Here is a 20,299-nt window from a genome sequence, read left to right on the forward strand (position 1 = left end):
TCGAGGCTTACAGCAATTACCCGGAAGCTATGTGAACCAGGCAGACAGGACGCTAAGCTTGTACACTTGTCAGCCGACACACTGCATGACAAGATCTACCGGTTTTTAATCACGAACAGGCCACACCATGCAGTCCGCAAGCCCCGCTGACCCCGTCAAATCCCTGCTGGGCGACTACCCTGGTCATGGTGCTCATGACGAGTTGTACGAGCGCGGGCAGGTCAGGGCGCACTGGCAGCAGCTGCTGACTGAATTTGCAGCGCTGGGCGCAGAGCTTCTCACACAGCGCAGCGACGAAGCACAAAACCTGCTGCACGAGAATGGTGTTACCTTTAATCCTTACGAAGACGACCCCGGCCAGCAGCGCTCCTGGCGACTCGACTGCTTGCCCTGGGTCATCAGCACCGCCGAATGGGAGGCGCTGGAAAAAGGGCTGCAGCAACGCAGCAGGCTCCTGGCTCACCTGCTGGATGATCTGTACGGTGAACGCCATGTGATTGCTGAGGGTCTGTTGCCGCCGGAGCTGGTTTATACCCATCCCGGTTTTCTGTTTTCTGCCGCTGACTCGCCCCCCATGGTTGAACGACCGCTGCTGATTTCCCACGGCTGCGATGTAGTTCGCGATCATGAAGGGCAATGGCTGGTGCTTGGCGACCTGACACAATCACCCTCCGGTGTGGGTTACGCACTGGAAAACCGGATCACACTCTCCCGCGCACTGCCGGGCCTTTACCGTGATGCACCACTGAAACGACTGGCCGGGTTTCTGCAGGCACAGCACCGATGCCTCGCGGCACTGGCGCCGGCGCACCGCGAGCAGGCCAATATCGTCCTGTTGACGCCGGGGCCCGGCAGTCCGGGCTATTTCGAACACGCCTGGCTGGCGAATTACATGAACGTGCCACTGGTAGAAGGCGACGACCTGGTTGTGCGCGAAGGCCAGGTATGCGTGCGAACACTGGGTGGGCTGAACCAGGTTGATGTCATTCTGCGCCAGATCAATGACCCCTGGTGCGACCCTCTGGAGCTGCGACCGGATTCTTTACTGGGTGTGCCAGGCCTGCTGCAGGCCGCTCGTGATGGTGAAGTGAGGATCGTTAATGCTTTGGGCGCCGGAGTCCTGGAGCATCCGGCCCTGGCGGCATTTCTGCCGGTACTCTGTGAGCGTCTGCTGGGTGAAGCGCTGATGCTGCCATGTCGTGAAACACTGTGGTGTGGAGACAATGATGCGCTGCAGCGCATAAGACAGGCACCGGAAGAATGGATCCTGCGCGACATTACACAACCTGGCAAAGCCTTCAGGGTTGACCAGATGGGGCTTGAAGCTGCACGTCATCTTAGGATGGACCTGAATGCGCGCCCCCATCTGTTCTCTGCCCAGCGTCCCATAAAAACGGCCGTGACACCGGGCTTCAATCCCCGCACCGGTCAACTGGAGCGTCAGCAGGCCTCACTGCGACTGTTTTCACTGCTGGAACCGAATGACATTCCCAAGCCTGTTGCCGAGCAGCATTTCCGCATCATGCCTGGCGGTCTGGCCTGGGTGGGAGAACCCGGCTCAGCGATGATGAAAAGTGCTGTGGTCAAAGACATCTGGGTGCTGGCGCCGGTACCACAGCCGCACATCAGTATGCTCAGGCATGCCGGCGGTCCCATTCTGGTGACACGTGATGGCAAGGATTTGCCATGCCGGGTCGCAGAGAGTCTGTTCTGGCTGGGCCGCTACGGGGAACGCCTGGATGTGCGCGCCCGTCTGCTGCGTGAATCCCTGACCAAACTCCTGCAGGAAGACCCTCACAGCGAGGGCGCGACGCTGCTGCCTGACCTGATGACCGCATTGGATGTGGCACCTGATGCTGATGAACTTGAAGAAATGCTGAAGGAGCTTCCTGAGCATCCAAGATTTTCCAAGGCGCATACGCTGGCGCGGGACCGCTTATTGAATTTGCTGGCAGACCAGGGGCCACAGGGTATGCCAGGAATTTTTGCCAGTTTTGTGCGCAACAGCCGTTCCGTGCGTGACCATCTTGGCGACGACCTCTGGCGCTCGGTCAGCAATATTCGCCAGCGCTGCAATGCCATGTCGCGCGCGCGCGGCGTAGTTGCTGGCCAGCGACTGCTGGAAGCCGTGGTACTGGATCTTGCTGCATTTTTTGGCCTTTGCAACGAAACCATGCCGCACCACTATGGCTGGCGCTTTCTGGACATTGGTCGCTTTATCGAACGCATTCTGGGCACGCTGGAATTACTGAAGCTGGCGCTGCTCACCGCCAGGCAGCCTGGCATCCCGCTATGGGAGGTGGTGCTGGCCACGACTGACAATTTCACGGTTTACCGACGTCGTTTCCGTTCACAACTGCATCCATCGGCAATCCTCGATCTGCTGCTGTTTGATGAGACCAACCCGCGTTCGGTGGGTTATATGTTGCGCCGCATTCAGCGGCAGGTGGCGCGTCTGCCGGGCCAATCGCAGTCGTCCTACCGTAACCTGGAGAACCGCCTGATCATCGAGGCGACCAGTACTCTGCATTTGATGGATATCGAGACCCTGGCTGATCTCGAAAACTCCGACTCGGCCCGAGAGGCCCTGACGGGTCTGCTGGATCGGATTATTGCGCCGATGTCCGCGCTGTCGGATGCCATCTCGCACAGTCACTTCAGTCATGTTGAGGCGCCGCGCCAGCTGGTCACCATGCAGGTCAGCCCGGGTCTGGACGATGGCAAGACGCCAGCCAGGAGTGAGCGCCGATGAGATATCAGATTCGACACCTGACACGCTACGATTACAGTGGCCAGGCAACGCTCAGCCACAATGAAGCGCGGGTTCTGCCGCGCAATCTGCCTTGGCAGAAATGTCTGAACAGCGAGTGGCAGATCAGCCCGAAACCGGTCCGGCTGCGCGAGCGCAGCGATTTTTTTGGCAATCGGGTTGCCTATTTCTCGACCGAGAGCGTGCACGACAGCCTCGAAGTGGTGGTCGTAAGTGAGGTTGATGTCAGTGCGCGTCCTGCCCAGGACATATTCAGCACCATTACCTGGCCTGATGCGGTATCCGATGTCGCGCAAAGTCACCGCACCGGGAACAGAGAATGTATCGACGCCAGGCTGTACGTGCTGGAGTCGCCATTTGTCCGGCAGCAGCAGACACTTCAGCAGTACGCCGAGGAGTGTTTTGAAGACACTTCGGACCTGATTCAGGGCCTGCATATCCTGAATAAACGCATATTTGATGAATTCACTTATGATCCGGGAGTCACCACGACGGCAACCCCGGTGCATGAGGTTATGGCTGCCAAGCGCGGCGTCTGTCAGGATTTTGCGCATCTGATGATCGGATGCCTGCGCTCTCTTGGGCTGCCAGCGCGCTACGTGAGCGGTTACATGGAGACCCTGCCACCTCCCGGACAGGAGAAACTGCTGGGTGCTGATGCCACCCATGCCTGGATTGCGGCCTTTATTCCGGGTTGGGGCTGGCTGGAGCTGGATCCAACCAACGGCTGTCTGCCGGACGAGCGTTATATCGTGCTGGGCTGGGGCCGTGATTATGCTGACGTGACACCGCTCAAAGGTGTCATGACCGGCGGCGGGGAGCATGAGCTGTCAGTAGCTGTGGATGTCATTCCCAAAGAAGTCGAGCAGACCACAGCCGTGGCCCTGGATTTTGGCAAATAGCGGACGCGCTGTTTGCGCCATAATATCCGGCACGCACAAATCAAGAGACAGGAGTCAGTGATGAAAAAAGTGGTACTGGTGACAGGAGCCTCCTCGGGCATTGGTGAAGCGACCGCGCGGAAGTTCGCCGAGCATGGCTTTGCCGTGATTCTGGCGGCCCGGAGCGAAGACAAGTTGAAGGCGCTGGCCGACTCTCTGCAATCAGTCACTGATGTCCATGCGGCCCGTCTGGATGTTACCGATCCTGCATCCATTGATGCGTTTTTTCTGAGCCTGCCCGAGGCCTTTCAGCACATCGATGTGCTCGTTAACAATGCCGGTCTGGCGCTGGGTCTGGAACCGGCTCATGAGGCCCACATGGAAGACTGGGAAACCATGGTGCAGACCAACATCATGGGCCTGCTGAGGGTGACCCGGCGCGTATTGCCAGGCATGGTGGAGCGCAACGCCGGGCACGTTATCAACATTGGTTCAACGGCCGGCAACTGGCCCTATCCCGGTGGCAATGCCTATGGAGCCAGCAAAGCCTTTGTGCAACAGTTCTCACGTGGTCTGCGCTCAGACCTGCGCGGCAAGCGCATTCGTGTCACCAACATTGAGCCCGGCATGTGCGAGACCAATTTCTCCAACGTGCGCTTCAAATGGGATACCGACAAGGCCAGCAAGGTCTATGAAGGGACTCAGCCGCTCAGTGGCGAGGATATCGCCGACATCGTTTACTGGGTGAATTCAACACCGGCCCATGTCAATGTAAACACGCTGGAAGTCATGCCAGTGAGCCAGACCTGGGCGCCGTTTCATATCCATCGCGAGTGAAATCACTCAATATTCTGGATCTGCTCGCGCATCTGCTCGATCAGCACCTTCAGCTCCACCGCATTCAGTGTGGTTTCAGCCACAATAGACTTGGATGACAGGGTGTTCGCCTCGCGGTTGAGCTCCTGCATCAGAAAGTCCAGGCGCCGGCCGATGGGCTCTTTGCGGCCCAGCACGCGCTCCACTTCAGCCAGGTGGGTATCCAGACGGTCGAGTTCCTCATCCACATCGGCCTTCTGGGCCAGCAGCACGGTTTCCTGCTCCAGACGTGCTGGATCGAGTTCTGTCTTGAAGGCGTCAAGACGGCTGCGGATGTTGTCCTGCTGACGCTGCAGAATCTCCGGCAGCCGGTCTCGCAATGAGCTGACTATCTCGGCGATGGCAGCCAGACGCTGGCGAATCAGCCTGGCCAGCTCATCGCCTTCACGCTGCCGCGCTTCGTTAAAATCGGTCAGGGTCTCCTGCAACAGCGCCAGCGCATCGCTGTGCATACTGTCGGCATCCAGTTCATGCTCCTGCATGACGCCCGGCCAGCGCAGGACGTCTGCGACTGTCAGTGGGCGCGCATCGCTGATGATGGCGCTGACCTGATCGCTCAGGGATTTTAGATGCTGAACGCGCTCGGTATTCAGGGCCTCCTGCACGGAGACATCCTCGCGCATCTGGTAGCGCAGTGCACAATCGACCTTGCCGCGCGCGATCGCCTTGCGCAGGGCGTCCCGTACAGCGGGCTCAAGCGACTTGAACATCTCAGGTATGCGCAGGCCCGGCTCCAGGTAGCGATGATTGACGGAACGTATCTCCCAGCTCAGCGTGCCCCAGTCATACTCTTTTTGCTTCCTGGCGAAAGCCGTCATGCTGGCTACCATAGTGTCCCCTTTGTTCCTGTGCGTGTTGCTGCGGTGTGCGAGCAGATTTACATCTGTCGTAAACGATCAAGTGTAACCCAATCGCACAAAGATCGACGAGTGCAATGCCGGGGGGAATGCGGGATAATCACAGGCCGAACATTCATCAGTATTTTGAGGTTACATGTCTGACACTATCCAGAATTCCGTTAACCGTCCCAGTCAGCGCGCTGGCGACCAGCTTCGCGATATCCGCCTGACCCGCCGCTATACCAAACACGCCGAAGGCTCGGTACTGGTTGAGTTTGGTGACACCAAGGTTATCTGTACCGCCAGTGTGGAGGAGGGAGTGCCGCGATTTCTGAAGGGAAGTGGCCAGGGCTGGGTCACTGCGGAATACGGCATGCTGCCACGCTCCACCGGTTCACGGATGGATCGCGAGGCGGCACGAGGCAAGCAGAGTGGTCGCACACAGGAAATTCAGCGCCTTATTGGTCGCTCTCTGCGAGCAGCTCTGGACATGTCACTGCTTGGCGAAAATACCATCAAACTGGATTGTGACGTGATTCAGGCCGATGGTGGCACACGTACGGCCTCCATCACGGGTGGCTGTGTGGCATTGCACGATGCGATCACTTTCATGCTTGAGAAAAAACTGATCAAGCAGAACCCGATCAAGCAGTTGATTGGCTCGGTTTCGGTTGGCATGTATCAGGGTATGCCAGTGCTGGATCTGGATTACGCTGAAGATTCAAACGCCGAGACCGATATGAATGTTGTAATGAACGATGCAGGACGCTTTATCGAAGTACAGGGGACCGCCGAAGACGGCGATTATGACTTTGAACAACTACAGCAGATGATCGGCCTGGCGCAAAAAGGAATTGCCGAATTGATTGTGAAGCAAAAGCAGGCGCTGGGGCTGGCATGAGCGACACACACGAGGAACAGGAGATGACTCTGAAACCGTATCAAATGCGTTTTCTGGAGTACGCGATAGAAAATAACATCCTGAAGTTCGGAGAGTTCACGCTAAAGTCCGGGCGAGTGAGCCCTTACTTTTTTAACGCTGGTCTGTTTAATACCGGTGAGGCACTGGCTTTTATAGGAAGCTGCTACGCAAGCATGCTGGCCAGCTGTGGCCTTGATTATGATCTGTTGTTTGGGCCGGCCTACAAGGGCATTCCACTGGTGTCAGTGTCTGCAGCGGCCCTGGCATCCGAGCACGGCATCAACAAGCCCTACAGCTTTAACCGCAAAGAGGCGAAAGCTCACGGTGAAGGCGGCAACATCGTTGGATCACCGCTGCAGGGCAGGGTGATGATTGTTGACGACGTGATTACCGCAGGGACGGCGATTCGCGAAGTCATGAGCATGATCAAACAGGCAGATGCCAAACCGGCCGGCATTCTGGTTGCCCTCGACAGGCAGGAGCGCGGCCAGGGCGAACTGTCCGCCATTCAGGAAATCGAGAAGGAATATCATGTGCCGGTGCTGAGCCTGATCAACCTGAACCAGATCATGAATTTTCTACTTTATCAGGACGACGAGGAACTCAAGGCCTTTTTGCCGGCGATTCGCAATTATCGCCAGCGCTACGGTGTGTAACGCTGGCGCGGGCGGGTATTCTAGAAGTTGTATGGGCTGGGATTGGCAGTGGCCTCACTAAACGGCTGCAGCAGGTTCTGTTGCAGGTAGTGCCACTGCTCATCCCAGTGTTCAGTCGGCTTGCGGCTGAATTCGCTGCGGACAAACTGGACCAGGCGGCCTTCAGCGGCGGACAATAGCAGGTTCGCCAGAACCGCAGGTGAGACTGGTGGTTTGAGATTCTCGCGAATCTGCGCTTCCCGCAGTACCTGCTTGAGTTGTGCTTCCAGCCGGTCAAACAACTGGCTGATGCGCGCTCTGAGCCGGTCTGTTTCGCCCGTCAGTGCGTCGCCGACCAGCAGCCGGGTCATCCCCGGATTCTTTTCCGCAAACGTCACCAGCAGGGTCAGAATCTTCTCGCAGCGCTCAGCGGTAGTCAGTTCGTCCTGCAGGATACGGCTGATGCGGGTGAACAGCGTATCTTCAATAAACTTGATAAGCCCCTCAAACATGCGCGCCTTGCTGGGAAAGTGCCGGTAAAGCGCGGCCTCGGAAACGCCCACCTCTCTCGCCAGTGCCGCTGTGGTAATGCGGGCGCCAGGGCCCGATTCCAGCATTTGCGCCAGAGACTGCAGAATCTGTTCCTTGCGGGATGTTTTTTTGGCAGCTCTGGAGCTGGCGTCTCTGGTCTGCGCAGCGGGTGTATTCATCAGGCAGATTCTCCTGTGGTGCGCGTGTTGCTGATCAATGTGCCGACGCCAGTGTGCGTAAATATTTCCAGCAGTACTGCGTGCTCAACCCGACCATCAATGATGTGCGCGCTACGCACGCCATGGTTCACTGCCTCCAGCGCACAGTTGATCTTTGGCAGCATGCCGCCGTAGATCGTGCCGTCGGAAATCAGCTCATCCACCTGGGCGGTTGTCAGCCCGGTGAGAACATTACCCTTTTTGTCCATGACGCCGGAAATATTGGTCAACAGCATCAGTTTCTCGGCGTTCAGCACCTTGGCAATTTCACCAGCTACTGTATCGGCGTTGATATTGTAGGTGGCGCCGCTGTCGTCAACACCAATGGGGGCGATCACCGGAATGAAATCACTGTGCTCCATCATGCGCAGCACCTCGGTATTGATGCGGGTGACCTTGCCCACCTGGCCCAGGTCCAGCAGTTTGTCGGCCTGGCCGTTGTCACCGGCTTTTTTCTTGAGCAGCTTTTCGGCGCGGATCAGGTTGCCATCCTTGCCGGTGATGCCGATGGCTTTGCCACCGTTCTTGTTCAGCAGAGCCACAATTTCCTGGTTCACAAGGCCGCCAAGCACCATCTCCACCACATCCATGGTCTGGCTGTCGGTGACACGCTGGCCCTCGATAAATTCGGACTGAATGTTGAGCCGCTCGAGTAACGAACCGATCTGCGGACCGCCACCGTGAACGACCACTGGATTCATGCCAACCAGCTTCATCAGCACGATGTCGCGAGCAAAACTGTTTTTCAGGGTTTCGTCAGTCATTGCGTTGCCGCCGTACTTTACGACGATGGTGCTGCCAGTGAACTGTTGAATGTAGGGCAGTGATTCAGTCAGTACGTTGGCAATATTCTTGGCGGCTGCTAGGTCCAGGGGCATCAGAAATTCCACTCAATTCGTTGGATTACAAGAGTTTGGCAGTATATAACGACTTACTGCGTTTTAAAAATCAGGCTGTCTGTCAGCGATGGTCAGGAGCGGGAATTCCAGGATAGGGTCAACTCGCTGCAGCAGGGCCCGGAATTCACCCTGAATGCGCTGCATGACATCTTCTGTCTCGGCCTCAAAGCGCAGCAGCAGGGCGGGCGTGGTGTTGGAAGCGCGAACCAGCCCCCAGCCCCGATCAAAGTCAGCCCGAATGCCATCAAGCCGGTTTACACGCGCTCCAGGAAAATCCGCCAGCCGTTCAAGACGGGCCATCAGTTCGAATTTGTGAGACTCATCGACCTCAATTCTGATTTCCGGGGTCACCAGGCTGGTAGGCAGGGACTGCAACAGGGCGTCAGAGCTGGCAGTACCCGCGGCCAGGATTTCCATAAATCTTGCTGCGGTGTAGAGACCATCGTCGTATCCGAACCATCGGTCCTTTATGAACACATGGGCCGAAAACTCGCCGCCCACAACCGCGCCAGTCTCCTGCATCCTGTGTTTCATGAAAGAGTGGCCGCTGCGGCTCATCACCGGTTCGCCACCACAGTGCTGAATGCGATTGATCAGCAGGCTGCTGCATTTTACATCAAACACCACGCTGGGCTTGCGGTCTTCGGCGGCCGCGCAATAGCCGGGCACAATATGATCGACCAGTAACATCAACAGGCGATCCGTGTCCATGACCCGGCCCTGATCAGTGACCAGAACCACCCGGTCACCATCGCCGTCCAGAGCAACTCCCAGATCTGCTGAGTGAGTCTTCACTTGCGCCACCAGGTCTTTTAAATTGCCGTTGATGGTTGGGTCCGGGTGGTGGTTTGGGAAGGTGCCATCCAGCTGGCAGTACAGCTCAATGACCTCACAACCAAGGGCTCGATACAGCGAGGGGGCGACCAGGCCCGGTACTGCATTTCCACAATCAACAACCACACGCAGGGGCCGCTTGAGCTTTATGTCCTGACAGATACGATCGATATACGCTGGCATGATGTCCAGCACGCGCCGGGACCCTCGCGGCAGATTGGACCCACGCACCTTGTCGGGTCGTCTGGCGAGAAAGTTGGCCTGCTCGCGAATGCCCTGTATCTCCTCAGGGTTCAGACAGCTGCGATCACGCACGATCTTGATACCATTATAGTCCGCCGGATTGTGGCTGGCAGTCAGCATCACGCCGGAATGGCAATCGGTGGTGTGGGTCGCGAAATACAGCAATGGTGTGGGTATGGTGCCAAGATCAATGATGTGGCATCCGCTGTCGAGGATGCCCTCGCTGAGGGCTGCGGACAGGATCGGGCTGGACAGGCGGCCGTCGGCGCCAAACAGGATTTCGTTGTGACCATTGCTTTGCGCCAGATAACCAATGGCCTGGCCAATGACACGAATATTGTCTTCTGTCAGGTCACGGCCAACGATGCCGCGAATATCGTAAGCCCGGAACATTCTGGCGGGCAGTTCGCAGCTGGCGGCCTGCTGTACCATGTCAGACACGCGTGTCTGTTTTTGCGTTGGCATTCAGCCGCTCCTTGATCAACGCAAGCATGTGTCTGGCTATCAGGTGCTTGTTGCCCGGCCCCAGCGATTGTTGCTCCGCACCATCAGCTGCGGGCCAGAGGGCTGTCGCCGCAATAGAGTCGCTATTGAAGGTCGCGGTGGCGTCATTGGCAAACAGCAGGTCCAGCTTCTTGCGCTTCAGTTTGTCTTCCCCGTGCTCGAGCAGCTGCTGTGTTTCGGCGGCAAATCCCACCATAAACGGACGTGTCTCAAGCGCAGCAATGGTGCTGATGATGTCGGGATTGCGGACCAGTTCCAGTTGCAGCGTATCTGCGTTCTTTTTGATTTTATGCGGTTGCTGTTCGGCAACGCGGTAATCAGCAACAGCCGCTACACCAATAAACACGTCAGTTTCAGGTGCTGCTGCCAGCGATGCATCCAGCATCTGCTGGGCGCTGACAACATTGACGAGCTGTGCACGCTCGGGCGGCGTCAGAGTCACCGGCCCACTGATCAGTGTGACGCTTGCACCCAGCTGAATTGCCTCGGTGGCCAGGGCATAGGCCATTTTCCCGGAGCTGTGATTGCTGATGAATCTGACAGGGTCGATGGCTTCACGTGTTGGACCTGCGGTAATGGTCAGATGCAGACCACTGAGTATGCCTGTGTCGAACAGTCCCGCGCAGGCTGTCGCCAGATCGATTGGCTCCAGCATCCTGCCGGGGCCAACATCACCACAGGCTTGAGATCCGGCGGCGGGCCCAAGTACTGTATATCCACGTTGTGTCAGCGTGGCCAGGTTGTCCTGGGTGGCCTGATTAAGCCACATGCCCTGGTTCATGGCGGGTGCGACAGCAATCGGCGCCTTGCTCGCCAGCAGCAGCGTGGTGAGCAGGTCGTCAGCGTGTCCACGTGTGGCTCGTGCCAGGAAATCAGCGCTGGCCGGTGCGACCAGTATCAGATCCGGCCAGCGTGCCAGTTCGATATGGCCCATGCCAGCCTCGGCGTCGGCATCCAGCAGATCCAGGTGGACACGGTGGCCAGAAAGGGCCTGCATGGTCAGCGGCGTGATGAACTCGGTGGCAGCCCTTGTCATGACGACGCACACTTCGGCGCCGGCCTTGGTGAACAATCGTGTCAGTTCCGCACATTTATAGGCAGCTATTCCGCCCGTCAGTCCAAGCAGAATGCGCTTGTTGGCCAGCGTTGCCAGCGGGTTTTTCAGCATAGCCGATTTCCATTCGCGGAGAGTATGAGGTGCATTCTATGCAAGCGGGCACCCCAGCGGCAAGGCGGGCGCGAAACCAGGGTGCTATAACCCTAGGGTAGTGACATCGCAAGGCACATTTTCCAGGGACAGGAGAAAAGAACAACGTGGGAATCAAGGACTGGCCCGCTGGCGAGCGGCCAAGGGAAAAACTATTGGCGGATGGCCCCTCCGGTCTGTCAGATGCGGAGCTGTTGGCCGTGCTGCTGCGAACCGGTACACGGGGGCAAACAGCGCTCGATGTAGCCAGGCGACTGCTGGTTGAGTTTGGCAGTCTGTCGGCAATCCTGACGGCCACGCTGGATGAGTTTTGCAGCAGTGATGGCCTGGGGCCAGGCAAATACGTGCAGTTTCAGGCTGTTCTGGAGCTGGCGCGACGCTATATGGCAGAGCGGCTGATGGAAGCCGACGCCTTGACCAATTCAGAATTGACGCGCGATTATCTTCGGGCCAGGATGCGCGACTACCCGCATGAGGTTTTTGCATGCCTTTATCTGGATAACCAGCATCGCGTGACGGCAATGGAAGAGCTGTTTAAAGGCACCATCGATGGGGCTGCAGTCTATCCGCGTGAGGTGGTCAAGCGCTGTCTGCACAACAACGCCGCAGCGGTCATATTCGCTCATAACCACCCCTCTGGCCTGGCGGAGCCCAGCCAGGCGGACATTGCTATCACCAATCGCCTCAAGCTGGCGCTCAACACCATTGATGTCCGGGTGCTCGATCATGTTGTTGTAGGTCGCGGGGAGGTTGTCTCATTCGCAGAGAGAGGGCTGCTGTGACGATGCTGCTGTCGCTAGAAATAGCCGAAATAAGTTGCCTTTGGATAGCCGTTTTGGTATAAATCGCGGCTCAAATTTTTCTGCACGGGTTTGTAACGAGGCAAGATCATGTCCAACGTATGTATGGTAACCGGCAAAAAGCCGATTACAGGCAACAATGTTTCTCACGCGCACAACAAGACACGTCGTCGTTTTGTGCCAAATATCCAGACACACCGTTTCTGGGTTGAGTCCGAGAAGCGTTTTGTGAAACTGAAAGTATCAACCAAAGGTATGCGTACTATCGACAAGAAGGGCATCGATGCCGTTCTGACCGATATCCGTGCCAATGGCGTTAAAATTTAAACATTTCCGGATTCAGGTGGTAATCAGCCATGCGCGATAAAATCAAACTGGTTTCTTCTGCAGGTACCGGTCACTTCTACACGACTGACAAGAACAAGCGTACTACGCCAGACAAGATCGAAATCAAAAAATTCGATCCAGTAGTTCGCAAGCACGTCATGTACAAAGAAGCCAAGATCAAGTAATACCTTTGCCGTCGCGTCCTGCGACGGGCAGCAATCAACCGCTGCGAAGGCCTCCGTTACAAAAACACCCGGTCGACATCATGTCTACCGGGTGTTCCCGTTTCTGGACCACAAGAGGTCAATCGACGCCATTCGTGCGGCGATAAATCTGCTTACTTCTGTTTGCTGAGAGATTTGGCCAGCTTCTGCGTTGCTGCGGCCAGCTTCGGATCGCTGACAAATTCCTTTTTCAGCTTGCCAACGGTCGTTGACACCGTGCCGTAGCGCTTCAGCTTGAACAGTTTGGCGATTGCCTGCAGTGTTGAGGCTGACAGTTCCTGGCACAGGTACATGGCGACCCAGCGCGGAACGTTTTTGGATCCAGGGCCTCTGGCTGCCTGATAGATGCTGTCTTCGGTCACCTTGAAGTGCTTGGCAACTGCCGTCACGATCTGCTTGCAGCTAGGTCGCCACTTGGCATTCACCCCTCTGGATACTCCGCGGGCTTTGGTGGCACTGCGTTTGCTGGCGGCAAATTTGCGGAATTTCTCATCGCCCATCACGGATGACAGATTCTTCTTGCCGTAGAAGTGGGCCATCTCCTCGTCGACGCCCTCGTCAACGTAGGCCGCATAACGCTGGAAGCGGCGATTGGCCGGACCATCCAGCTGCCCCAGCGCTTCATCGCGCACCAGCCAGACAGGCGGTTTTACTTTATTGGTATAAGCCGGGTAGCTGGTCCAGTCATTTTTCTCCAGATCCTGTTTGCGCACCCCCAGGTGAATATACCGGGTCAGTGGCAGCAGGTACTTGTCGGCCTGCACCAGTACAGCTTTGTAGCGACCTTTGAACAGCGAGCCGTCCGAGCGCTTCATGCGCTGGTAGCTTTGTGTGTAAAGGCCGTCGATCTGCCGCATGAAGCGGCTGAGGTTGCCCTCGGGAGTTTTTATCAGAAGATGGTACTGATCCTTCAGCAGTGCGTAGGCGTGAACCTGCACGTTCAAGCGCTGGCAGGTTTCCTCCAGTGCTTGCAGAAACGCCTCATAGTAGCGTGCTGACGGGAAGACACGCTGGCCTTCCAGCGCTACATTAGAGACGTGATAAACTGCATCCGGATACTCGATTCGAAGTGGTCGTGCCATGGCCTGAGTTCCTTTTTTGCTTACGTTCTGTAGTTTTATTCTTCTTTATTAAATACAGTTGACCCCACTAACAGGTCAAATAGTGAACCACATTGACGCGTCAGGTCAACAGCAATTCCCGGGTTTGCCTCGCAGCTAAAGCTCCACTCGGCGCACGGACAGGCAACGAGACTATTTGTGTGGCACCTCAGCCAGCGTGATTGCGCGCTTGGGGCCAGGTAATCCCTCAATGCTGAGGCTGTGATCCTCAGGGTCCAGTCCATCAATCAGCGACTGGAATGGCATCCAGTCGGTGGTGCGCTGCTCCTGTGCGGAGGTCACATTGACATCTACAGTTCGAACGTTGACGAAGCCACAGCGCCTTAGCCAGCTCTCCGTAGTGGCTACAGAAGGCAGAAACCACACATTATTCATACGACAGTAGCGATCGGGGGGGGTTAAGGCATAGCCTTCGGGGCCATCTGCAATCAGGGTTTCAAGCACAAGCTCTCCGCCTGGGCGCAGGCTGTCGAACAATTGAAACAAATGGTCCAGAGGTGAGCGGCGGTGGTACAACACGCCCATGGAGAAAACAGTGTCGAAGGCAGCACTCTTGTCGGGGAACTGATCAAGCGTGACAGGTACCACAAAGACCGGCAGATCACGCAGGAAGTGCTGGATCAAACGGTACTGAAAAAAGTAGGCAGGATGCGGGTCAACACCCAGCACCATCCTGGCGCCTTCGCCCAGAGCGCGATAACAGTGATAGGCGTTGCCACAGCCAACATCCATCACGCGACGACCCGCAAGGGGCGCTATATGGGGCAGCAAGCGGTCCCACTTCATGTCGGAGCGCCATTCACTGTCTATTTCAACGCCAAACAGAGACCAGGGGCCTTTGCGCCATGGTATCTGCGTCCTGGCGGCTTCCAGAATCGTCTGATACTGCGAGTCGCTGCAGTCGGAGCGGTCGCCAATGCGCACTCCGTGTTTCAGATCCAGCACAGAGCGCTGGACATCAGGCAACGCATCGTACATCGCCAGCCATTTATCGGTCAGGCCATGCCCCCGAGAATACAGGTATTCTTCGCTGGCATAATTGGAAATATCCTCCAGCGGTGTGCCCTTCAGCAGTTGCCGCAGTCGTTGATCAGCTGTGGTATCGCGCATCAGCGTACAGCCACCATGGAACAGAAGTTAAAGCATTGAAACCAGACATCGCAGGACTGAAAGCCGGCTGACTGAAGGCGGGTTTTATGGGCGTCGATGGTCTCGGGGATCAGCACATTCTCCAGTGCTGCGCGTTTTTGTGCGACCTCCATTTCAGAATAGCCCTGCGCCTGTTTGAACTGATGGTACAGATCAACAAAAAGCTCATTCATGTCATCATCGGCGAAACGAATCTTCTCAGAGAGAATGAGTATGCCGCCAGGAGACATTCCGTCAGCGATCTTCTGTATCAGCGCCTGACGCTTTTGGGGAGCAATAAACTGAAGTGTAAAGTTCAGTACGACGACCGATGCATTGTTGATCTGCGTCTCGCACACATCTTCGCACAGCACACGGATGGGCAGGCCCTCATGCTCGTCTGTCTGCACCATGGCATTGAGCCGAGTGACCATGGCCTCGGAGTTATCAATGGCGAGCAGCTCGTAGTCTTGATGTTCAATCTGATGTGCCATCGCCAGACTGGCGCCGCCCAGTGAGCAGCCCAGATCATAGATCCGGGTGCCAGGTCTGCAATATCGAGCCGCCAGTACGCCGATCATCGACAGAATGGTCGCATAACCTGGCACCGAGCGATTGATCATGTCGGTAAACACCGACGCGACTTTTGCGTCGAAAACAAAATCGCTGCGCTGTTGTGGGCTGGCAAATATGTTATCGCGCAGCGGCGGCGTGTGCGTCGACTTGCTCATGCGGCTCTTCCGTAAAACTAGTCAGCAGGGACGTGTTGATGCCCGGCGTCGCGCAGGGACTGGCGAATACGAGCGGCAGTCAGTTGTTGGGCCTCTTCGTCACGCTCTTCTGCCAGCGAGAAATTCAAATCACTGATGGCCTTAATGGGGACCAGGTGAATATGCGCATGTCGCACTTCCAGTCCGGCTATCATCATGCCCACTTTCTCGCAGGGGAACAGTGAACGCATGGTGCGAGATAACAGGCGGCTGACCGTGAAAACATGCTGCGTCAATGCCTCGTCCATATCATCCCAATGGTCAACTTCATGGTGTGGAATCACCAGCAGGTGGCCTTCGCGAATGGGTTTGATTGTCAGGATGGCAAAGCACGTGCCATCGTTCCACAAAAGGTGTCCGGGTAACTCACCCTGACGGATGCGGGTAAACAGGCTGCTCATGGTGTAGGGCTCCTTTCAGGGCGCTATTATGCTGGATTTCGTGATACAGTCCAATCGCGTCAGTATCAGTGAGTCAGTCTTGATGTTTCTCCGTCGCAAAAGTGCCAAACCCGTCGCCGTTGTTGAAGAGCAGTGGTTGGACGACCTGCCCCTCGAATGCCGTCTGGTCCGCAGTCAGCGCAAGAGTCTGGCCGTGCATGTCAGCCACGACCAGATAGAAGTTCGTGCACCGGTTTTTGTATCAGAGGCCGAGATCAAGCGCTTTCTGGACAAACATCGTCGCTGGGTTCTGCGCAAGGTGGAAGAAAAACAGCAGCGGCATTCAGAGCGACTGGATCTTGGTGATGGCGGCCGCATCCTCTACAAGGCGCGTGACACCCGTGTTGTTCATCAGCTTGCCAGCAGCCCGGCGGTCACCGTTATAAACGAGACAGTTGGTCAGACCCTGCGTATCAGTGGTCAGGGGCTGGAAGCAGGAGCGCCGGACAGCCAGGCAGCGGCGGCCCGCATTCTCCGGCAGTGGCTGCAATCGCAGGCCAAAGCCTACCTGCCTCAGCGCACACAGGCACTGGCAGACTATCTGGGTGTCGGCGATAAACTCAAGGAAGTGGTGTTCAGGAAAACCCGCAGCAAATGGGGGCACTGCACCTCAGCCGGGCGCATCCAGTACAACTGGCTGATCATGCTGGCCCCCGATGGGGTGATTGACTACATGATCAGCCACGAAGTGTGTCACCTTCTTCACATGAATCACTCGAAGGCCTACTGGCAGGCAGTGTCTCGTGTCTGTCCTGATTACCAACGCTACGTGGGCTGGCTCAAGCAGCACGAACACCGACTGTGGTTCTGATCAGTTGGCGGCAGCCGATTGCTGGCGGCGCTGCATGATGGCAATACCCATACCTCCGATCAGCAGCACAGCACTGATGCTGAGCAGCATGGCCTGGCTGTAGCCCAGCATGCCGCCCGAGGGTGCTGCCAGCGCCAGTCCAGATACACATACCAGGCCGCGACCGAACAGGCCGATACGACCCTCGCCCAATCTGCCGAAACCAATCAAGTAGCCCTGCAGGCCGGCTGACAACAACGCCACGCCCAGCAGCGCTGTAGATATCAATAGCACAGCCTCGCTGATGTCGCCCTGCAACAGCAACGCCGGGTTGAAGACAAAAAAGAACGGGATGAAATAAATAATCGCGCCCAGTCGCATCGCTTCCCAGCCAGCGCGCATTGCCGACACCTGGGCGACGGACGCCGCAGCGAAGGCCGCCAGTGCGACAGGGGGCGTAATGAAGCTCAACATGCCCCAATACATGATGAACATGTGAGCGGCCAGAGGATCCAGGCCAGCATTGATCAGAGCTGGCGCCAGTACGATAGCCAGGAAAATGTAGGCAGCTGTCACGGTCATGCCGATGCCCAGCACAAAACTGGTGATTGCACCCATGATCAGCAGCACCAGCGTGTTGTCACCAGCCAGATAGACCAGGTCGTTTGCCAGAGTGCCGGCCATGCCCGTAACGGCCAGGGCGCCGACGATAAGGCCAATGGCAGCCAGAATGCCCGCCAGCTCCGCCATCAGCCGGCCCGTGGCGGCAACCATCAGCATGAACTTCTTAAGATCCATGCGATGGCTGGTGAACTGGTTGATGATCAGCAGGGCAGCGGTAGCAATGAATGGCGCTGTCGCCTCGCGCTGCATATAGACCAGCATCACTGTCAGGATTACGAAGACAGCAATAAAGTACCAGCCTTCCTTGAATACAGTTCCCAGTTTGGGCAGTTCCGGTTTGGGCAGGCCGCGCAGGTCATTGCGCGCCGCGTAGGCATCGATCTGTACAAACAGACCAAAGAAATACAGTACGGATGGAACGATGGCCGCGACCGCGATGGTCACGTAGCTCACGCCGAGAAAACTCGCCATCACGAAAGCCGTGGCGCCCATGATAGGCGGCATCAATACACCGCCCGTGGACGCGCAGGCTTCTACGCCTGCCGCATAACCGCGTGAGAAACCTACGCGCTGCATCGCTGGGATCGACAGCGGGCCAGTGGTCAGCACGTTGGTGATCGGGCCACCACTCATGGAGCCCATCAGACCGCTCGAGAAAATTGCCACTTTTGCCGGTCCGCCACGCATGTGGCCCAGAAGGGCAAACGCCAGATTGATAAAGAACGGGCCGCCACCGGTGTATTGCAGGGAGACACCAAACAGAATGAAGCCGAATACCAGCATGGCAAAGGAGTTCAGGGCCACGCCAAAGACACTCTCCTCACCCAGGACATGGAATATCGCGACATCATGAATCGGCATGCCGATGCCGGCCACCACAGCAGGCATCTTGTCTGCATAGGTCGGGTACAGTGACAGCACCAGCACGATGAAGAAAATTGGCCAGCCGCCAGCGCGGCGTCCGGCTTCCAGAATGATGACCCAGGTAATCAGCGCCAGCACAATGCCTTCCAGTGGTGCTGCATATTCCCAGGCGTCCAGGATGATGCGCTCGGCGTTAAAGGCAAAGTACGAAAAGATCACCGCCACCAGGCCAATAATCACCTTGTCGTACCAGGGCACAAAGGTCAGATTATTTTTGTTCGACGGGAAGGTAATGAACACCATGGACAGCATCAGGCCGGTTATTAAATAGAGATAGCGCCCATCAAGCATGGTGTAGTCGATAAAGAAACCCAGCGCAAAAATCTGGTTGATGGCCAGCAGCGACGCGGCCGCTGTCAGCACAGCCATCACTGCCCGCCAGCGAGTGGCCAATTGCCGGTAGCGCCCGATGGCGGGCAGCTCGGTGGTGTCTTTCTTTTCTTCTGGCGGCGCGATGGGCGGGATAATCTTATCAGTCATGGAATTATTCTTTATTGTGGGTCTGTTGGGTGTGTCGGAAAGGTCTCTACTGAGTATCTGACAGCGTTATCAGCCCGCGTGCGGCCAGCGCCTGTTCGCGATGGGCCAGCCAGCCGGCTTCAAAGGAGGCGCGGTCTTCCGGCGCACCAGGCAGGTACTCATGCCAGGCATCCATCAGGACCTGCTGACGGAAAAGGTTTTCCTGTTGCTTGGCTTCCGCCTCATCAGTCCAGATACCGATTTCCTTGAAGTAGCGAATCGCCCCCTCGTGATAGGGGATAAAGGCGTTCTCCAGCTGCTGGCCATTGATGCGCCAGCCATTGGCGCCCGGTGCTGAGGCTTTGTAGTCGTCGTAGTGCACAGCTATGACTTTGGCAATGCCGTACACCATATCAGGGTCCAGATCTTCCATGGCCACCAGCAGTGGATAGGCCGAGGTAAAGACCTCAATGCCTTCCTGCACATCTATCGCGGGGCCCTCGGTCGCAACATGAGGCACGTACCACGGCAGACGGGCTCTTACATTCTGTACACCTTCAGCGTTTTCTGGTGGAAATTCCACCCAGTACAGACCTCTTGGTGACGAGTCCAGACGCATAAAGGGCGGGGAATTGCAGGCGCCACCAGCCACATCGGCGCGGTCGTTGATCACTGCGTCAATCGACGCGTTGTAGCCACCCACCTCGACCATCTCTACGTCGTCCCAGGTCAAACCGCCGTAGGCCAGCAGCGCGGTCGTGGCATTGTTCAGTGACGGCGCGCCCTGCACGAAGGTGACACGTTTGCCGCGAATGTCGTCGATGGTGCGAATCTCTTCATCAGCTGCGGTTGCCAGGCTGAATGAGCAGCTGGTTGAAAAATTGGACAGAATGGCGCGAATGGGTTGTGGTCCCCAGATGCGTGCGGCAAAGTTCAGGATACCTTCCTGGGCATATACGGCCTCAGAGCCACCGGCGGACATATTAACCCGACCGGCATTCAGAGTTGCCAGACGCGAGACATCATTGCGGCCCGGCACAACACGTAGATTGACCCCATACTGACGTTGCAGGATATTGCCTATCGCGACAGCCTGGCTATAGCCACCCGTACCGGTTGGATAAGCCGACCAGGCGATGGTCTGTGGCATGTTGAGTTGGCCAGCAGGTGGGTTTTCGGGAAGTTCTTCAGTGTTACAGGCAGACAGGATGACGGCCATGATACCGGCAGCCGACGCACGCCTGAGAAGGGTTGCGAGTGCTGGTTGCCAGGGTTGGGCAAAAATTGTGGCCGGTCTTAACATCTGCGTGTCTGCTCCTGAAGGTCGCTATTT

General features: G+C 56.8%; 20 protein-coding genes. 9 read left to right on the forward strand and 11 right to left on the reverse strand.

Annotated features, from left to right (window positions below; genetic code table 11):
* Positions 1-127: 127 nt before the first annotated feature.
* Genes QGM61_RS11035 through QGM61_RS11045 form a run of 3 tightly spaced genes read left to right on the forward strand, consistent with a single transcriptional unit; the run spans position 128 to position 4,488 of the window.
* On the forward strand, positions 128-2,752 hold the full coding sequence (locus tag QGM61_RS11035) for a circularly permuted type 2 ATP-grasp protein (protein ID WP_281133013.1): 2,625 nt from the start codon (positions 128-130) through the stop codon (positions 2,750-2,752).
* Positions 2,749-3,672: a transglutaminase family protein gene (locus QGM61_RS11040; RefSeq protein WP_237132641.1), complete on the forward strand. Its 924-nt coding sequence runs from the start codon at positions 2,749-2,751 to the stop codon at positions 3,670-3,672. Before QGM61_RS11035 ends, QGM61_RS11040 begins: the two co-directional genes overlap by 4 nt.
* Positions 3,673-3,732: 60 nt before the next feature.
* Positions 3,733-4,488 (forward strand): SDR family oxidoreductase, encoded by a 756-nt coding sequence (locus tag QGM61_RS11045; protein ID WP_281133014.1) that lies wholly within the window; start codon positions 3,733-3,735, stop codon positions 4,486-4,488.
* A gap of 2 nt (positions 4,489-4,490) precedes the next feature.
* Here QGM61_RS11045 and QGM61_RS11050 read toward each other — a convergent pair whose 3' ends face one another.
* Positions 4,491-5,357: a YicC/YloC family endoribonuclease gene (locus QGM61_RS11050; protein ID WP_281133015.1), complete on the reverse strand. Its 867-nt coding sequence runs from the start codon at positions 5,355-5,357 to the stop codon at positions 4,491-4,493.
* 163 nt (positions 5,358-5,520) lie between these two features.
* Here QGM61_RS11050 and rph point away from each other — a divergent pair, with 163 nt between their 5' ends.
* Together rph and pyrE are read left to right on the forward strand one after the other, a co-directional pair.
* Positions 5,521-6,267 carry a ribonuclease PH gene (gene rph, locus QGM61_RS11055; RefSeq protein WP_281133016.1) on the forward strand — a complete coding sequence of 249 codons (747 nt, stop codon included), beginning with the start codon at positions 5,521-5,523 and terminating at the stop codon, positions 6,265-6,267.
* Between the two features lie 29 nt (positions 6,268-6,296).
* Positions 6,297-6,944, forward strand: a complete 648-nt coding sequence (gene pyrE / locus QGM61_RS11060; RefSeq protein WP_317622186.1) for an orotate phosphoribosyltransferase — start codon at positions 6,297-6,299, stop codon at positions 6,942-6,944.
* Positions 6,945-6,964: 20 nt separating this feature from the next.
* On the opposite strand, the gene slmA is transcribed toward pyrE, so the two are convergent.
* The 4 genes from slmA to coaBC form a co-directional block, all read right to left on the reverse strand.
* On the reverse strand, positions 6,965-7,633 hold the full coding sequence (gene slmA, locus QGM61_RS11065) for a nucleoid occlusion factor SlmA (protein WP_237132646.1): 669 nt from the start codon (positions 7,631-7,633) through the stop codon (positions 6,965-6,967).
* Positions 7,633-8,550, reverse strand: a complete 918-nt coding sequence (gene argB, locus QGM61_RS11070) for an acetylglutamate kinase (RefSeq protein ID WP_237132647.1) — start codon at positions 8,548-8,550, stop codon at positions 7,633-7,635. Before argB ends, slmA begins: the two co-directional genes overlap by 1 nt.
* A 63-nt stretch (positions 8,551-8,613) precedes the next feature.
* A complete protein-coding gene (locus tag QGM61_RS11075; protein ID WP_281133018.1) occupies positions 8,614-10,113 on the reverse strand; it encodes a phosphomannomutase/phosphoglucomutase in 1,500 nt (499 codons plus the stop codon).
* A complete protein-coding gene (gene coaBC, locus QGM61_RS11080) occupies positions 10,082-11,320 on the reverse strand; it encodes a bifunctional phosphopantothenoylcysteine decarboxylase/phosphopantothenate--cysteine ligase CoaBC (protein WP_281133019.1) in 1,239 nt (412 codons plus the stop codon). Before coaBC ends, QGM61_RS11075 begins: the two co-directional genes overlap by 32 nt.
* 146 nt (positions 11,321-11,466) lie before the next feature.
* On the opposite strand from coaBC, the gene radC reads away from it, so the two are divergent.
* The 3 genes from radC to rpmG all read left to right on the forward strand — a co-directional run bounded on the left by radC (position 11,467) and on the right by rpmG (position 12,671).
* Positions 11,467-12,141, forward strand: coding sequence for a RadC family protein (gene radC, locus QGM61_RS11085; RefSeq protein ID WP_281133020.1), 675 nt, complete (start codon positions 11,467-11,469; stop codon positions 12,139-12,141).
* A 108-nt stretch (positions 12,142-12,249) separates the two neighbouring features.
* A complete protein-coding gene (gene rpmB / locus QGM61_RS11090) occupies positions 12,250-12,486 on the forward strand; it encodes a 50S ribosomal protein L28 (RefSeq protein WP_237132651.1) in 237 nt (78 codons plus the stop codon).
* 29 nt (positions 12,487-12,515) lie between these two features.
* Entirely contained in the window at positions 12,516-12,671 is a 156-nt protein-coding gene (rpmG, locus tag QGM61_RS11095; protein ID WP_237132652.1) for a 50S ribosomal protein L33, read from the forward strand.
* A gap of 152 nt (positions 12,672-12,823) precedes the next feature.
* On the opposite strand, the gene QGM61_RS11100 is transcribed toward rpmG, so the two are convergent.
* The 4 genes from QGM61_RS11100 to QGM61_RS11115 form a co-directional block, all read right to left on the reverse strand.
* Positions 12,824-13,792 (reverse strand): helix-turn-helix domain-containing protein, encoded by a 969-nt coding sequence (locus QGM61_RS11100; RefSeq protein ID WP_281133021.1) that lies wholly within the window; start codon positions 13,790-13,792, stop codon positions 12,824-12,826.
* 171 nt (positions 13,793-13,963) lie between these two features.
* Positions 13,964-14,941: a tRNA 5-methoxyuridine(34)/uridine 5-oxyacetic acid(34) synthase CmoB gene (gene cmoB / locus QGM61_RS11105; RefSeq protein ID WP_272907158.1), complete on the reverse strand. Its 978-nt coding sequence runs from the start codon at positions 14,939-14,941 to the stop codon at positions 13,964-13,966.
* On the reverse strand, positions 14,941-15,690 hold the full coding sequence (cmoA, locus tag QGM61_RS11110; protein ID WP_237132654.1) for a carboxy-S-adenosyl-L-methionine synthase CmoA: 750 nt from the start codon (positions 15,688-15,690) through the stop codon (positions 14,941-14,943). Before cmoA ends, cmoB begins: the two co-directional genes overlap by 1 nt.
* A 17-nt stretch (positions 15,691-15,707) precedes the next feature.
* Complete coding sequence (locus tag QGM61_RS11115; RefSeq protein WP_281133022.1) at positions 15,708-16,130, reverse strand: HIT family protein; 423 nt, start codon at positions 16,128-16,130, stop codon at positions 15,708-15,710.
* A 28-nt stretch (positions 16,131-16,158) separates the two neighbouring features.
* On the opposite strand from QGM61_RS11115, the gene QGM61_RS11120 reads away from it, so the two are divergent.
* Complete coding sequence (locus tag QGM61_RS11120) at positions 16,159-16,980, forward strand: M48 family metallopeptidase (RefSeq protein ID WP_237132656.1); 822 nt, start codon at positions 16,159-16,161, stop codon at positions 16,978-16,980.
* Here the strand turns inward: QGM61_RS11120 and QGM61_RS11125 are convergent, their stop codons facing one another.
* Both QGM61_RS11125 and QGM61_RS11130 read right to left on the reverse strand, forming a co-directional pair.
* Entirely contained in the window at positions 16,981-18,987 is a 2,007-nt protein-coding gene (locus tag QGM61_RS11125; RefSeq protein WP_281133023.1) for a TRAP transporter permease, read from the reverse strand.
* A 46-nt stretch (positions 18,988-19,033) separates the two neighbouring features.
* On the reverse strand, positions 19,034-20,269 hold the full coding sequence (locus tag QGM61_RS11130) for a TAXI family TRAP transporter solute-binding subunit (RefSeq protein WP_281133024.1): 1,236 nt from the start codon (positions 20,267-20,269) through the stop codon (positions 19,034-19,036).
* Between the last annotated feature and the right edge of the window lie 30 nt (positions 20,270-20,299).

Source organism: Pseudohongiella sp. SYSU M77423, assembly GCF_029911965.1.
GTDB lineage: Bacteria > Pseudomonadota > Gammaproteobacteria > Pseudomonadales > Pseudohongiellaceae > Pseudohongiella.

What these genes read in the sequence shown, in the direction of transcription:
- QGM61_RS11035 (WP_281133013.1), top strand. Translation starts at nt 128, where the DNA reads ATGCAGTCCGCAAGCCCCGCTGACCCCGTCAAATCCCTGCTGGGCGAC.
- QGM61_RS11040 (WP_237132641.1), top strand. Translation starts at nt 2,749, where the DNA reads ATGAGATATCAGATTCGACACCTGACACGCTACGATTACAGTGGCCAG.
- QGM61_RS11045 (WP_281133014.1), top strand. Translation starts at nt 3,733, where the DNA reads ATGAAAAAAGTGGTACTGGTGACAGGAGCCTCCTCGGGCATTGGTGAA.
- QGM61_RS11050 (WP_281133015.1), bottom strand. Translation starts at nt 5,357, where the DNA reads ATGGTAGCCAGCATGACGGCTTTCGCCAGGAAGCAAAAAGAGTATGAC.
- rph (WP_281133016.1), top strand. Translation starts at nt 5,521, where the DNA reads ATGTCTGACACTATCCAGAATTCCGTTAACCGTCCCAGTCAGCGCGCT.
- slmA (WP_237132646.1), bottom strand. Translation starts at nt 7,633, where the DNA reads ATGAATACACCCGCTGCGCAGACCAGAGACGCCAGCTCCAGAGCTGCC.
- argB (WP_237132647.1), bottom strand. Translation starts at nt 8,550, where the DNA reads ATGCCCCTGGACCTAGCAGCCGCCAAGAATATTGCCAACGTACTGACT.
- QGM61_RS11075 (WP_281133018.1), bottom strand. Translation starts at nt 10,113, where the DNA reads ATGCCAACGCAAAAACAGACACGCGTGTCTGACATGGTACAGCAGGCC.
- coaBC (WP_281133019.1), bottom strand. Translation starts at nt 11,320, where the DNA reads ATGCTGAAAAACCCGCTGGCAACGCTGGCCAACAAGCGCATTCTGCTT.
- rpmB (WP_237132651.1), top strand. Translation starts at nt 12,250, where the DNA reads ATGTCCAACGTATGTATGGTAACCGGCAAAAAGCCGATTACAGGCAAC.
- rpmG (WP_237132652.1), top strand. Translation starts at nt 12,516, where the DNA reads ATGCGCGATAAAATCAAACTGGTTTCTTCTGCAGGTACCGGTCACTTC.
- QGM61_RS11100 (WP_281133021.1), bottom strand. Translation starts at nt 13,792, where the DNA reads ATGGCACGACCACTTCGAATCGAGTATCCGGATGCAGTTTATCACGTC.
- cmoB (WP_272907158.1), bottom strand. Translation starts at nt 14,941, where the DNA reads ATGCGCGATACCACAGCTGATCAACGACTGCGGCAACTGCTGAAGGGC.
- cmoA (WP_237132654.1), bottom strand. Translation starts at nt 15,690, where the DNA reads ATGAGCAAGTCGACGCACACGCCGCCGCTGCGCGATAACATATTTGCC.
- QGM61_RS11115 (WP_281133022.1), bottom strand. Translation starts at nt 16,130, where the DNA reads ATGAGCAGCCTGTTTACCCGCATCCGTCAGGGTGAGTTACCCGGACAC.
- QGM61_RS11120 (WP_237132656.1), top strand. Translation starts at nt 16,159, where the DNA reads ATGCTGGATTTCGTGATACAGTCCAATCGCGTCAGTATCAGTGAGTCA.
- QGM61_RS11125 (WP_281133023.1), bottom strand. Translation starts at nt 18,987, where the DNA reads ATGACTGATAAGATTATCCCGCCCATCGCGCCGCCAGAAGAAAAGAAA.
- QGM61_RS11130 (WP_281133024.1), bottom strand. Translation starts at nt 20,269, where the DNA reads ATGTTAAGACCGGCCACAATTTTTGCCCAACCCTGGCAACCAGCACTC.